Annotated in this window: 15 protein-coding genes; 13 read left to right on the top strand and 2 right to left on the bottom strand. The window is 56.9% G+C overall.

All coding sequences use genetic code 11. The features are described 5' to 3' along the window. Positions 1–308 precede the first annotated feature (308 nt). Complete coding sequence (locus DD606_RS13450) at positions 309–1,352, bottom strand: aminopeptidase (protein ID WP_023314743.1); 1,044 nt, start codon at positions 1,350–1,352, stop codon at positions 309–311. A 237-nt stretch (positions 1,353–1,589) separates the two neighbouring features. Between DD606_RS13450 and cysG the strand changes: the two genes are divergently transcribed. From cysG to DD606_RS13395, 11 genes are all read left to right on the top strand, one after another. Further along, positions 1,590–2,948 carry a siroheme synthase CysG gene (gene cysG, locus DD606_RS13445; protein ID WP_022651777.1) on the top strand — a complete coding sequence of 453 codons (1,359 nt, stop codon included), beginning with the start codon at positions 1,590–1,592 and terminating at the stop codon, positions 2,946–2,948. A gap of 9 nt (positions 2,949–2,957) precedes the next feature. After that, positions 2,958–3,866, top strand: coding sequence for a sulfate adenylyltransferase subunit CysD (gene cysD, locus DD606_RS13440; protein WP_006811770.1), 909 nt, complete (start codon positions 2,958–2,960; stop codon positions 3,864–3,866). Positions 3,867–3,875: 9 nt separating this feature from the next. Then, positions 3,876–5,300: a sulfate adenylyltransferase subunit CysN gene (gene cysN, locus DD606_RS13435; protein ID WP_045343681.1), complete on the top strand. Its 1,425-nt coding sequence runs from the start codon at positions 3,876–3,878 to the stop codon at positions 5,298–5,300. After that, positions 5,300–5,905: an adenylyl-sulfate kinase gene (cysC, locus tag DD606_RS13430; RefSeq protein ID WP_015571713.1), complete on the top strand. Its 606-nt coding sequence runs from the start codon at positions 5,300–5,302 to the stop codon at positions 5,903–5,905. The genes cysN and cysC overlap by 1 nt, the downstream gene beginning before the upstream one ends. A gap of 58 nt (positions 5,906–5,963) precedes the next feature. Then, positions 5,964–6,290: a DUF3561 family protein gene (locus DD606_RS13425; RefSeq protein ID WP_006811767.1), complete on the top strand. Its 327-nt coding sequence runs from the start codon at positions 5,964–5,966 to the stop codon at positions 6,288–6,290. 79 nt (positions 6,291–6,369) lie between these two features. Then, positions 6,370–6,681, top strand: a complete 312-nt coding sequence (gene ftsB, locus DD606_RS13420; protein WP_003862095.1) for a cell division protein FtsB — start codon at positions 6,370–6,372, stop codon at positions 6,679–6,681. Between the two features lie 19 nt (positions 6,682–6,700). Further along, complete coding sequence (gene ispD, locus DD606_RS13415) at positions 6,701–7,411, top strand: 2-C-methyl-D-erythritol 4-phosphate cytidylyltransferase (protein WP_022651774.1); 711 nt, start codon at positions 6,701–6,703, stop codon at positions 7,409–7,411. Next, positions 7,411–7,890, top strand: a complete 480-nt coding sequence (gene ispF, locus DD606_RS13410; protein ID WP_045350954.1) for a 2-C-methyl-D-erythritol 2,4-cyclodiphosphate synthase — start codon at positions 7,411–7,413, stop codon at positions 7,888–7,890. Before ispD ends, ispF begins: the two co-directional genes overlap by 1 nt. Then, positions 7,887–8,936, top strand: coding sequence for a tRNA pseudouridine(13) synthase TruD (gene truD, locus DD606_RS13405; RefSeq protein WP_023323677.1), 1,050 nt, complete (start codon positions 7,887–7,889; stop codon positions 8,934–8,936). Before ispF ends, truD begins: the two co-directional genes overlap by 4 nt. After that, entirely contained in the window at positions 8,917–9,678 is a 762-nt protein-coding gene (gene surE, locus DD606_RS13400) for a 5'/3'-nucleotidase SurE (protein ID WP_017382816.1), read from the top strand. The genes truD and surE overlap by 20 nt, the downstream gene beginning before the upstream one ends. Beyond that, complete coding sequence (locus DD606_RS13395; protein WP_015571709.1) at positions 9,672–10,298, top strand: protein-L-isoaspartate(D-aspartate) O-methyltransferase; 627 nt, start codon at positions 9,672–9,674, stop codon at positions 10,296–10,298. The genes surE and DD606_RS13395 overlap by 7 nt, the downstream gene beginning before the upstream one ends. A 94-nt stretch (positions 10,299–10,392) precedes the next feature. Here the strand turns inward: DD606_RS13395 and DD606_RS26630 are convergent, their stop codons facing one another. Beyond that, positions 10,393–10,524 carry a peptidase gene (locus DD606_RS26630; RefSeq protein ID WP_306173474.1) on the bottom strand — a complete coding sequence of 44 codons (132 nt, stop codon included), beginning with the start codon at positions 10,522–10,524 and terminating at the stop codon, positions 10,393–10,395. Here DD606_RS26630 and nlpD point away from each other — a divergent pair. Further along, positions 10,466–11,539, top strand: coding sequence for a murein hydrolase activator NlpD (nlpD, locus tag DD606_RS13390; RefSeq protein WP_306173475.1), 1,074 nt, complete (start codon positions 10,466–10,468; stop codon positions 11,537–11,539). The genes DD606_RS26630 and nlpD overlap by 59 nt on opposite strands. 59 nt (positions 11,540–11,598) lie before the next feature. Then, a complete protein-coding gene (rpoS, locus tag DD606_RS13385) occupies positions 11,599–12,591 on the top strand; it encodes an RNA polymerase sigma factor RpoS (protein WP_013098493.1) in 993 nt (330 codons plus the stop codon). Positions 12,592–12,636: the final 45 nt, after the last annotated feature.

Here is a 12,636-nt window from a genome sequence, read left to right as displayed (position 1 = left end):
CCCGTCCCCGATAAGCCGGAAGGAAAAAGCCGGAGGCACCGCGAAGCGGCGATTTTCCGCCGGAAGCCCGGGTCGCCAGGGTGGTGGCGACTGAGCCACCCTGGCACGTTCACCGGTCATGTCGTGACAGAGTAGCAAGGAACATAAAGTGAACGGAATGACCACCAGAGCCGTATGTTCCCCCTCACCCCAGCCCTCTCCCTCAAGGGAGAGGGGGCCGTCTGTGCAGGCATTATTTTGTGGGGAACCCTCAGCCCTGTGGGAGAGGGTTAGGGTGAGGGCATAAGGCCGCACTATGCTTAACGGCCTCAGGCTTTCCCCGCTTTCGCCAGCTCCTTCACCAGCGGCAGCATCACTTTCACGACATCCCGGCTGCGGTGCTCAATCCGCTGCGGCAGCGCTTTATCAATGTGCTGCTGATTATCTAGCCGCACATCATGCCAGCTGGTCCCGTCCGGGAAGGCTTTCGATTTGCTGCGCTGCTGATAGCCATCTTTTTTGCCCAGCGCCCAGTTCGTCGCCTCGACGTACAGCACCGGAATGCCCGCCTTATCAAACACTTCACCGTCATTACAGCAGCCTGTGCCTTTAGGATACTCCGGGTTACCGCCCGGATTTGTCGCGGCATAGACGCCATGCGTGCGGGCAAGCGCCAGCGCGCGGTCGCGGGTGAGTTTACGTACGCTGCTCGGCGTGCTCTGTCCGCTATTAAAATAGAGCTTATCCCCCACGATCAGATTATCGAGGTTAATCACCAGCAACGTATTTTTCTTCTCCTCAGCGCTCATGCGCTTAAGGAGATTCTCAGCGCCGAGTTTTCCTTCTTCTTCGCCGCTGGTCGCAACAAAGCGAATGCTGTATTTCGTCGGAATATTCTTCAGGCGTTCGGCCAGCTCAAGCATCACGCCCAGACCCGCCGCATTATCATCCAGTCCCTGAAGCGTCAGCCCGCCGAGATTATTATCGACATCGGCATCGCTCAACGGCGTGTAGGTATCAAGGTGCGCCATAATAATAATCTGCTCAGCCGCCTTTCCTTCGTGCGCCGCAATAACCGTGCTGCCAGTTACGTTATGCCAGTTTTGCGTTTTATTGCGAGTGGTATAGATGTAGCGGCTGTGGAAAGCGCGAATGTCGCTTTCATAGCCCATATCCGCAAACTGCTGACGAATATAGTCTGCCGAGAGCATCTCGGCTGGGGTTCCGGTCATACGGCCCGGAAAGACCGTCGCAATATGCCGCGCCTGCATACTGGCTATTTCACCGTAAGATGGATTTTTTGCCTGAGCCGGAAGGATAAAGCAAACGCCGAGCGCCAGGGCAACGAATCGGTGGCGCATTGCGGAAAACATAGTGAGTCCTTAAAAACAGAGCAAAATTTTAACCCGCATAGTATGAAACTGTGATCGGGTAGACACAATTTGAATTGCTCTTAAATGCCCGAAATTTCGCGTGTTAAGCACTTTTTGATATTTGCTTTTCCACGGCGTTATTCCATTGAGTAACTACTCATTCCAATTCGTAATTTCATTCGATCTAAGCCGCCCCCTATAGTCCCTTTATTCGTGGTTGTTAGTGAGTTGTTGCCTGTGGACTATCTCCCCCTTTTTGCTGCCTTAAAAGACCGACCGGTATTGGTTGTCGGGACGGGTGAAATTGCCGATCGCAAAATCGCCTTCCTGCAACGCGCCGGGGCGCAGGTGCAGATCGTTGCAGAGGCGGATTTTGCAGAGTCTCAGATCGACAGCGTGGTACTGGTGATTGCGGCAACCGAAGATCGGGCGCTCAACAGCCGAATCTCCGACGCAGCCCAGGCCCGTCACCGCCTGGTGAACGTGGTAGACGACCAGCCGTTATGTTCATTTATCTTCCCGTCGATTGTCGACCGCTCGCCGCTGCTGGTGGCGATCTCCTCCGGCGGCACCGCCCCGGTGCTGGCGCGCGTGCTGAGAGAAAAAATCGAAGCGCTGCTGCCGACCAGCCTCGGACGCATGGCGGAGAAGGCCAGCTACTGGCGCAACCATCTGAAAACGCGTCTGACCAGCGTGACGGAACGCCGTCGCTTCTGGGAGCGTGTGTTTCGCGGCCGCTTTGCCAGCCTGATGCAGGCCGGTAACGAGACGGCGGCGCAACAAATCCTCGAAGACGAACTGGATAACCCCGGCAGTACGGGCGGGGAGATCATTCTGGTGGGCGCCGGGCCGGGCGATGCCGGGCTGCTCACGCTGCGTGGCCTCCAGGTTCTTCAGGATGCGGATGTCGTGTTCTACGACCACCTGGTCACCGACGGTATTCGCGAGCTGATCCGCCGTGACGCGGAGCAAATCTGCGTCGGCAAACGTGCCGGCGAGCACTCCGTGCCGCAGCACGACACCAATCAAATGCTGATTGCCGCTGCGAAAGCGGGCAAAACCGTGGTGCGCCTGAAAGGGGGCGATCCGTTTATCTTCGGTCGTGGTGGCGAGGAGTTGCAGGCGGCAGCCGAAGCGGGCGTCCCGTTCCAGGTGGTTCCCGGCATTACGGCGGCGTCTGCCGTCACGGCCTACGCAGGTATTCCGCTGACCCATCGCGATTACGCCCAGAGCGTGACCTTTGTGACCGGGCACTATAAAGCCGACAGCACGCCGTTTGACTGGTCGCATCTCGCCCAGAGCCGACAAACGCTGGCGATTTATATGGGCACGATGAAAGCGGCTGACATCAGCGAACAGCTTATTCAGCACGGTCGCGATGCGGCGACGCCGGTAGCGGTGATCTCCCGCGGGACACGCGTCGATCAGCATGTCGCCATCGGCACTTTACAAGACCTTGCAACCCTGGCGAAAGACGCCCCAATGCCCGCCCTGATTGTGGTGGGAGAAGTGGTGCAGCTGCACAGCACGCTCGCCTGGTTCCAACACACAACCGACACAGAAGGCTTTGGCGCTTCTGTTATAAATTTGGCTTAAGGAACGGTTATGGACCAAAAACGACTTACTCACCTGCGGCAGCTCGAAGCGGAAAGTATCCACATTATCCGCGAAGTGGCCGCCGAGTTTTCTAACCCGGTGATGATGTACTCCATCGGTAAAGATTCCAGCGTCATGCTGCACCTGGCGCGTAAAGCGTTTTATCCGGGTACGCTGCCGTTCCCGCTGCTGCACGTGGATACCGGCTGGAAATTCCGCGAGATGTACGAGTTTCGTGACCGTACCGCCAAAGCCTACGGCTGCGAGCTGCTGGTGCACAAAAACCCGGAAGGGGTGGCGATGGGTATCAACCCGTTCGTGCACGGCAGCGCCAAGCATACCGACATCATGAAAACCGAAGGGCTGAAGCAGGCGCTGAATAAATACGGTTTTGATGCGGCCTTCGGCGGCGCGCGCCGTGACGAAGAGAAATCCCGCGCCAAAGAGCGTATCTACTCTTTCCGCGACCGCTTCCACCGCTGGGACCCGAAAAACCAGCGTCCGGAGCTGTGGCACAACTACAACGGCCAGATCAACAAGGGCGAAAGCATTCGCGTCTTTCCGCTCTCCAACTGGACCGAGCTGGATATCTGGCAGTACATCTATCTGGAAAATATTGAGATCGTTCCGCTGTATCTGGCGGCCGAGCGCCCGGTGCTGGAGCGCGACGGCATGCTGATGATGATCGACGACGATCGCATTGATTTACAGCCGGGCGAAGTGATCAAAAAACAGATGGTCCGTTTCCGTACTCTCGGCTGCTGGCCGTTGACCGGCGCGGTGGAATCCAGTGCGCAGACGCTGCCGGAGATCATCGAGGAGATGCTGGTATCGACCACCAGTGAGCGACAGGGCCGCGTGATTGACCGCGACCAGGCAGGCTCCATGGAGCTGAAGAAACGTCAGGGTTATTTCTAAGGAGCCGCCATGAATACGACTATTGCCCAACAAATTGCCGATGAAGGCGGCGTAGAAGCTTATCTGCACGCCCAGCAGTACAAAAGTCTGCTGCGTTTCCTGACCTGCGGCAGCGTTGATGACGGGAAAAGCACCCTGATAGGACGTCTGCTGCACGACACGCGCCAGATCTACGAAGATCAGCTCTCTTCCCTGCACAATGACAGTAAACGCCACGGCACCCAGGGCGAAAAACTCGACCTGGCGCTGCTGGTAGACGGCTTGCAGGCGGAGCGCGAGCAGGGCATTACCATTGATGTCGCCTATCGCTACTTCTCTACCGAAAAGCGCAAATTTATTATCGCCGACACCCCGGGGCACGAGCAGTACACTCGTAACATGGCGACCGGCGCGTCCACCTGTGATCTGGCGATCCTGCTGATCGACGCCCGTAAAGGTGTGCTGGATCAGACTCGTCGTCACAGCTTTATCTCTACGCTGCTGGGGATCAAACACCTGGTGGTGGCGGTGAACAAAATGGATCTGGTGGACTACAGCGAAGCGCGATTCGACGAGATCCGTCAGAGCTACCTGACCTTTGCTGAACAGCTGCCGGGCAACCTCGATATTCGCTTTGTGCCGCTGTCGGCGCTGGAAGGGGATAACGTCGCCTCTCAGAGCGGGAACATGCCGTGGTACAGCGGCCCGACGCTGCTGGAAGTGCTGGAAACCGTTGAAATTCAGCGCGTGGTTGATACCCAGCCGATGCGCTTCCCGGTGCAGTACGTGAACCGTCCGAACCTCGATTTCCGCGGCTTCTCGGGCACCATTGCGTCCGGCGCGGTGAAGGTGGGCCAGCGCGTGAAGGTGCTGCCGTCCGGTGTGGAATCGGCCATTGCCCGAATCGTCACCTTTGATGGCGATCTGGAGGAAGCCGGAGCAGGTGAAGCGGTAACCCTGGTACTGAAAGACGAAATTGATATCAGCCGCGGCGACCTGCTGGTCGACGCGCAGGAAACGCTGGCGGCGGTGCAGGGCGCATCCGTGGACGTGGTGTGGATGGCGGAACAGCCGCTGACCGCAGGCCAGAGCTATGACATTAAAATCGCCGGCAAGAAAACCCGCGCCCGCGTGGACGGCATTCAGTTCCAGGTGGACATCAACAACCTGACCCACCGTGACGTGAGCGAGCTGCCGCTGAACGGCATCGGTCTGGTGGATATGACCTTCGACGAGCCGCTGGTGCTGGATCCGTATCAGCAGAATCCTGTTACGGGCGGGCTCATCTTCATTGACCGCCTGACGAACGTTACCGTCGGTGCCGGCATGGTGCGCGAGCCTGACGCGCAGGCGAGCGTGACGTCTGAGTTCAGCGCCTTCGAGCTGGAACTGAACGCGCTGGTGCGTAAGCACTTCCCGCACTGGGGCGCACGCGATCTGCTGGGAGGCAAGTGATGGCCGCCCATGATGAGAACGTCGTGTGGCATCCTCATCCGGTCACCGTCGCCCAGCGCGAACAGCTCCATGGTCACCGTGGGGTTGTGCTGTGGTTTACCGGGCTGTCTGGCTCCGGTAAATCCACGGTGGCAGGCGCACTGGAAGAGGCGCTGCATCAGCAGGGGGTGAGCACCTACCTGCTGGACGGCGACAACGTGCGTCACGGCCTGTGCAGCGATTTAGGGTTCAGCGATGAAGATCGTAAAGAGAACATTCGTCGGGTGGGGGAAGTCGCCAGCCTGATGGCGGATGCCGGGCTGGTGGTGCTGACGGCGTTTATCTCACCGCACCGCGCCGAACGTCAGATGGTGCGTGAGCGCGTGGGGCAGAATCGCTTTATTGAAGTGTTTGTGGATACCCCGCTGGCAATCTGCGAAGCGCGCGATCCTAAAGGGCTGTACAAAAAAGCCCGCGCGGGAGAGCTGCGAAACTTCACCGGCATTGACTCCGTTTACGAAGCGCCTGAATCCCCTGAGATTCATCTGGAAGGTCAACAATTGGTAACAAATTTAGTAAGCCAATTATTAGACCTGCTCAGACGGGACGATATTATCAGATCCTGAGACGGTATCGTTCGGGAGCTGTCTTCCCGAGCGATGAGTCACGGTCACAGGATTAGCTATGCGCAACAGTGAAAACTACATGATTACCACCGGGTCGGAACCGTTAACGACCGACGACGAGACGACCTGGTCCTTCCCTGGGGCGATAGTCGGCTTCGTATCGTGGCTACTGGCGCTGGGTATCCCGTTTTTGATCTACGGTGGTAACACCCTCTTTTTCTTCCTCTATACCTGGCCTTTCTTTTTAGCGCTGATGCCCGTTGCGGTGGTTGTGGGCGTGGCGCTGCACTCCCTTTTCAACGGCAAGCTTCTGTATAGTACGCTCATCACTATCGCCACCGTTGTGGTCATCTTTGGCCTGCTGTTTTTATGGCTGATGGGCTAACTTACGGCATAATTAGAACCCCGCAGTAGAGTCCAGCGGAAAGTTATGGGATGATGATGCCGTTTTTTCAGGGGGCAGGATGGGTAAACTAACGCTGCTGTTGCTGGCTTTGCTAGTCTGGCTGCAATATTCGCTGTGGTTCGGCAAAAACGGACTGCACGACTACAGCCGGGTGAGCGATGACGTCGCGGCACAGCAGGCGACAAACGCCAAACTTAAAGCGCGTAACGATCAACTTTTTGCTGAAATTGATGACCTCAATGGCGGCCAGGAGGCGATTGAGGAGCGCGCACGCAATGAACTCAGTATGACTAAGCCGGGCGAAACGTTTTATCGCCTGGTTCCGGATGCGTCTAAACGCAATCAGGGCTCCGCACAAAACAATCGATAATCAGGCCCAGGATTACGACATGGCAGCAACTTTTTCGGACGTCTGTGCCGTGGTGCCGGCCGCAGGTTTTGGCCGGCGCATGCAGACAGAATGTCCTAAGCAGTACCTCTCAATTGGCGATAAAACGATCCTCGAGCACGCCGTGGCGGCGCTGCTGGCGCATTCTCGGGTGAAACGCGTTGTTATTGCCATCAGCCCCGGCGATGCACGTTTTGCTCAGCTCCCGCTGGCGAATCACCCTCAGATTACCGTCGTTGACGGCGGCGCAGAGCGGGCTGACTCCGTTCTGGCGGGCATTCAGGCTGCCGGGAACGCGCAGTGGGTGCTGGTGCACGATGCCGCGCGTCCCTGTCTGCATCACGACGATCTGTCACGTCTGCTGGCTCTGAGTGAAACCAGTAACGTGGGCGGCATTCTGGCCGCCCCGGTGCGTGACACCATGAAGCGTGCCGAACCGGGTAAACCGGCGATTGCCCACACCGTCGAGCGCGTCGATCTATGGCACGCGCTGACGCCACAATTTTTTCCCCGCGAATTACTCCACGACTGCTTAACGCGTGCGCTTAAAGAAGGTGCGACCATTACGGACGAAGCCTCGGCACTGGAGTATTGCGGTTTCCACCCCACGCTTGTTGAAGGGCGCGCTGATAATATAAAAGTGACGCGCCCGGAAGACTTACAGCTCGCGGAATTTTATCTTACCCGTACGACCCCTCAGGAGAAGGCATAATGCGTATTGGACACGGTTTTGATGTACACGCCTTTGGCGGCGTTGGCCCAATTATCATTGGCGGCGTGCGCATTCCATACGAAAAAGGTCTGCTGGCGCATTCTGATGGCGACGTGGCGCTGCATGCGCTGACCGACGCGCTGCTGGGTGCCGCCGCGCTGGGCGACATTGGCAAACTGTTCCCGGACACCGATCCTGCTTTTAAAGGCGCAGACAGCCGTGAACTGCTGCGCGAAGCCTGGCGTCATATTCAGGCCAAAGGCTACACCCTTGGCAACGTTGATGTGACGATCATTGCTCAGGCACCGAAGATGCTGCCGCACATCCCTCAGATGCGTGTGTTTATCGCTGAAGATCTGGGCTGCCATATGGACGACGTCAACGTCAAAGCGACCACCACGGAGAAGCTGGGCTTTACCGGTCGTGGCGAAGGCATTGCCTGTGAAGCCGTGGCGCTGCTGGTGAAGGCGGCCAAATGACGGATTTCGACAACCTGACGTATCTGCACGGTGAACCGCAGGGCAAGGGGCTGCTGAAAGCCAACCCTGAAGATTTCGTGGTAGTGGAAGATCTCGGTTTTGAGCCGGACGGCGAAGGCGAGCACATCCTGGTGCGCATTCTGAAAAACGGCTGCAACACCCGCTTCGTGGCGGACGCGCTGGCAAAATTCCTCAATATTCACGCCCGCGAAGTGAGCTTTGCCGGTCAAAAAGATAAACATGCCGTGACCGAACAGTGGCTTTGCGCCCGCGTGCCCGGCAACGGCATGCCCGATTTAAGCAAATTTGAGCTTGAGGGCTGTAAGGTACTGGAGTACGCCCGCCATAAACGCAAATTGCGTCTGGGAGCGTTAAAAGGCAATGCCTTTACTCTGGTGTTGCGCGAAGTGACCGAACGCGAAGACGTTGAAAAACGCCTGAAGGCCATTAACGAACGCGGCGTGCCAAACTATTTCGGCGCACAGCGCTTTGGCATTGGTGGCAGCAACCTGCTGGGTGCGCTGCGCTGGGCGCAAAGCGGTGCACCGGTGCGCGATCGTAATAAACGCAGTTTTTGGTTGTCGGCGGCCCGCAGTGCGTTGTTTAATCAGATTGTGAGCGAACGGCTGAAAAAACCGGACGCGAATCAAGTTGTTGTCGGCGATGCGCTACAATTAGCGGGACGCGGAAGCTGGTTTGTGGCAACGGCCGATGAGATGGCCGATGTCCAGTCGCGCGTGGACGCTAAAACGCTGATGATTACCGCCGCCTTGCCGGGTTCAGGCGACTGGGGAACCCAGGGCGAGGCGCTGGCCGCTGAGCAGTCAGCGGTGGCGGATGCGCCAGAATTACAATCGTTGCTGGTGCGGGAAAAGGTCGAGGCGGCGCGCCGTGCGATGCTCCTCTACCCGCAACAGCTGAGCTGGAACTGGTGGGATGACGTAACCGTCGAGTTACGCTTCTGGCTGCCGGCAGGTAGCTTTGCCACCAGTGTTGTCAGGGAACTTATCAACACGTCGGGTGATTATGCGAATATTGCTGAGTAACGATGACGGGATCCATGCGCCAGGTATTCAGACGCTGGCGAAACACCTCCGCGAATTTGCGGATGTGCAGGTCGTGGCTCCCGATCGTAACCGCAGTGGCGCGTCTAACTCATTGACGCTGGAGTCTTCACTTCGCACCTTTACCTTTGAGAATGGCGATATTGCCGTCCAGATGGGGACGCCGACCGACTGCGTGTTTCTGGGCGTAAATGCGCTGATGCGCCCTCGGCCGGATGTTGTGGTCTCCGGCATCAATGCCGGACCAAATCTTGGCGATGATGTGATTTACTCCGGCACCGTGGCCGCGGCGATGGAAGGGCGTCACCTGGGTTTCCCGGCGCTGGCGGTCTCGTTAAACGGCCACACCCACTATGACACTGCCGCCGCGGTGACCTGCTCCATTCTCCGTGCGCTTGGCCGCGAGCCACTGCGTACCGGACGTATCCTTAATATTAACGTGCCGGATCTCCCACTGGACGAGATTAAAGGGATCCGCGTGACGCGCTGCGGCAGTCGCCACCCGGCCGATCAGGTTATTCCCCAGCAGGATCCGCGTGGCAATACCCTGTACTGGATCGGCCCGCCGGGAGATAAATGCGATGCCGGGCCAGACACCGACTTCGCTGCGGTGGATGAGGGTTACGTTTCCGTAACGCCGTTGCACGTAGATTTAACCGCTTATAGCGCGCATGATGTGGTGTCGGACTGGTTAGATCGGGTCGGAGTGAACGCGCAATGGTAAGTAAACGTGTACAAACTCTTCTGGAACAATTACGCGCACAGGGGATTGCCAACGAGCAGGTGCTGGATGCGCTTGCCCAGGTTCCCCGTGAGAAGTTTGTAGATGAGGCGTTTGAACACAAAGCGTGGGAAAACGTGGCGCTGCCCATCGGGCAAGGCCAGACGATTTCGCAGCCCTACATGGTGGCGCGTATGACGGAGCTTCTGGAGTTAACGCCAGACTCCCGGGTGCTGGAAATTGGCACCGGTTCAGGGTATCAGACCGCGATCCTGGCCCACCTTGTGCACCATGTCTGTTCCGTGGAACGGATTAAAGGGTTGCAGTGGCAGGCGCGCCGTCGCCTGAAACAGCTTGATTTACATAATGTATCGACACGCCACGGCGATGGATGGCAGGGTTGGCAGGCTCGCGCCCCGTTTGACGCCATCATTGTCACGGCAGCGCCACCTGAAATCCCCGCTGCACTTCTCTCGCAGCTGGACGAGGGCGGCATTCTTGTTTTGCCCGTCGGCGATGAGCAGCAGCTTTTAAAGCGCGTTCGTCGACGCGGCGGCGAGTTTATTATCGATACCGTGGAAGCCGTACGCTTTGTGCCCCTGGTTAAGGGCGAGCTGGCCTGAGACTCGGATTTTTCCAGGGTTATTAAGGCAAATTCAGCGTATGGTGTGGCGCGATAGGTTCGTGCCATCACGGTTATTTTTAAGTCACTGGTAGTTAACACATTCCTGGGGGATAAATGAGCGCGGGAAGCCCAAAATTCACCATCAGCCGTGTTGCGGCATTATCACTGGTTTCGCTCTGGCTGGCAGGCTGTACAAGTTCAAATAACGCGCCTGCGCCCGTCAGTTCCGTTAATGGAACCAGCGGCTCGGGTAACACGTCCAGCGGAATGTTGATCACCCCTCCGCCTAAAATGGGCACCTCAACGGCGCAGCAAACGCCGCAGATCCAGCCGGTTCAGCGTCCAGTTACGCAGCCTACGCAGATACAGCCAGTGGAACAGCCTGTTCAGACTGAAAATGGCCGCATAGTGTATAACCGTAAGTATGGGAACATTCCGAAAGGTAGCTATACCGGCGGCAGTACCTATACCGTGAAGCGCGGCGATACGCTGTTCTATATTGCCTGGATCACCGGGAACGATTTCCGCGATCTGGCACAGCGAAACAACGTCCAGGCCCCGTATGCTCTGGAAGTCGGGCAAACGCTTCAGGTTGGCAACGCGACGGGGACACCGCTTACGCCAGGCAACACCGTTTCAGCAGCCGACGTAACTGCGCAAAATAACAGCGTCACCCCTGCACAAAAAACCACCACGGTGGTTGCTTCACAACCTGTAATTACGTATTCTGAGGATTCAGGTGATCAGAGTGCTAACAAAATGTTGCCGAATAATAAAGGTACTGCGACTGTTGTCACAGCACCGACTACGGCACCTGTGGTTAGCTCTACTGTACCGACTGCAAGCAGTCAGAATGCCAGCTCGTCAATTACCACCTGGCGTTGGCCAACTGACGGCAAGATTATCGAGAACTTCGCTACCTCTGAGGGGGGCAACAAAGGGATCGATATCGCAGGCAGTAAAGGACAGGCAATCATCGCGACCGCAGACGGACGCGTTGTCTATGCCGGTAACGCACTGCGCGGTTACGGTAATCTTATTATCATCAAACATAATGATGATTACCTGAGTGCCTACGCCCATAACGACACAATGCTGGTCCGGGAACAACAAGAAGTTAAGGCGGGGCAAAAAATCGCTACCATGGGTAGCACCGGAACCAGTTCTACACGCTTGCATTTTGAAATTCGTTACAAGGGGAAATCCGTAAACCCGCTGCAATATTTACCGCAGCGATAAATTGACGGGGCATGCCAGCCAGGGTGTCTCGTCCAGGGATCACGGGTAGGAGCCACCTTATGAGTCAGAATACGCTGAAAGTTCATGATTTAAATGAAGACGCGGAATTTGATGAGAACGGAGCAGAGGCTTTTGACGAAAAAGCCTTAGTAGAAGAGGAACCCAGTGATAACGATTTGGCTGAAGAAGAGCTGTTATCGCAGGGTGCCACACAGCGTGTGCTGGACGCGACTCAGCTTTACCTTGGGGAGATTGGTTACTCCCCACTGCTAACGGCCGAAGAAGAAGTCTATTTCGCACGTCGTGCTTTGCGTGGTGATGTTGCCTCGCGTCGTCGCATGATCGAAAGTAACCTGCGACTGGTCGTGAAAATTGCCCGCCGTTACGGCAATCGTGGTCTGGCTCTGCTGGATCTGATTGAAGAGGGCAACTTAGGTCTCATCCGCGCAGTTGAGAAGTTTGACCCGGAACGCGGGTTCCGTTTCTCAACCTACGCGACCTGGTGGATTCGTCAGACCATCGAACGGGCTATTATGAACCAGACCCGTACGATTCGACTGCCGATCCACATCGTCAAAGAGTTGAATGTTTATCTGCGTACCGCGCGCGAGTTGTCCCATAAACTGGACCACGAGCCAAGTGCGGAAGAGATCGCAGAGCAACTCGACAAACCGGTTGATGACGTAAGCCGTATGCTGCGTCTCAACGAGCGCATTACCTCGGTTGACACCCCGCTGGGTGGCGACTCCGAAAAAGCGCTGCTGGACATCCTGGCCGATGAAAAAGACAACGGCCCGGAAGACACCACGCAGGACGATGACATGAAACAGAGCATCGTCAAATGGCTGTTCGAACTGAACGCCAAACAGCGTGAGGTGCTGGCACGTCGTTTCGGTTTACTGGGGTATGAAGCTGCGACACTGGAAGATGTCGGCCGTGAGATTGGCCTGACCCGTGAACGTGTTCGTCAGATTCAGGTTGAAGGCCTACGCCGCCTGCGTGAAATCCTGCAAGGGCAAGGTCTGAATATCGAAGCGCTGTTCCGCGAGTAAGCAACCATTCGTCAGAAAAGGCCCGTCGTGAGACGGGCCTTTTTT

This window comes from Enterobacter cloacae complex sp. GF14B, assembly GCF_004136805.1.
Classification (GTDB): Bacteria; Pseudomonadota; Gammaproteobacteria; order Enterobacterales; family Enterobacteriaceae; genus Enterobacter; species Enterobacter hormaechei_C.
The sequence above is the reverse complement of the archived record's forward strand: the minus strand, read 5'-3'. Positions and strand labels throughout refer to the sequence as shown.

Coding starts and splice junctions, on each gene's coding strand:
- ispD (WP_022651774.1), top strand. CDS start 6,701: ATGGCAGCAACTTTTTCGGACGTCTGTGCCGTGGTGCCGGCCGCAGGT.
- DD606_RS13450 (WP_023314743.1), bottom strand. CDS start 1,352: ATGTTTTCCGCAATGCGCCACCGATTCGTTGCCCTGGCGCTCGGCGTT.
- truD (WP_023323677.1), top strand. CDS start 7,887: ATGACGGATTTCGACAACCTGACGTATCTGCACGGTGAACCGCAGGGC.
- cysN (WP_045343681.1), top strand. CDS start 3,876: ATGAATACGACTATTGCCCAACAAATTGCCGATGAAGGCGGCGTAGAA.
- surE (WP_017382816.1), top strand. CDS start 8,917: ATGCGAATATTGCTGAGTAACGATGACGGGATCCATGCGCCAGGTATT.
- cysD (WP_006811770.1), top strand. CDS start 2,958: ATGGACCAAAAACGACTTACTCACCTGCGGCAGCTCGAAGCGGAAAGT.
- rpoS (WP_013098493.1), top strand. CDS start 11,599: ATGAGTCAGAATACGCTGAAAGTTCATGATTTAAATGAAGACGCGGAA.
- ftsB (WP_003862095.1), top strand. CDS start 6,370: ATGGGTAAACTAACGCTGCTGTTGCTGGCTTTGCTAGTCTGGCTGCAA.
- DD606_RS13425 (WP_006811767.1), top strand. CDS start 5,964: ATGCGCAACAGTGAAAACTACATGATTACCACCGGGTCGGAACCGTTA.
- ispF (WP_045350954.1), top strand. CDS start 7,411: ATGCGTATTGGACACGGTTTTGATGTACACGCCTTTGGCGGCGTTGGC.
- cysC (WP_015571713.1), top strand. CDS start 5,300: ATGGCCGCCCATGATGAGAACGTCGTGTGGCATCCTCATCCGGTCACC.
- DD606_RS13395 (WP_015571709.1), top strand. CDS start 9,672: ATGGTAAGTAAACGTGTACAAACTCTTCTGGAACAATTACGCGCACAG.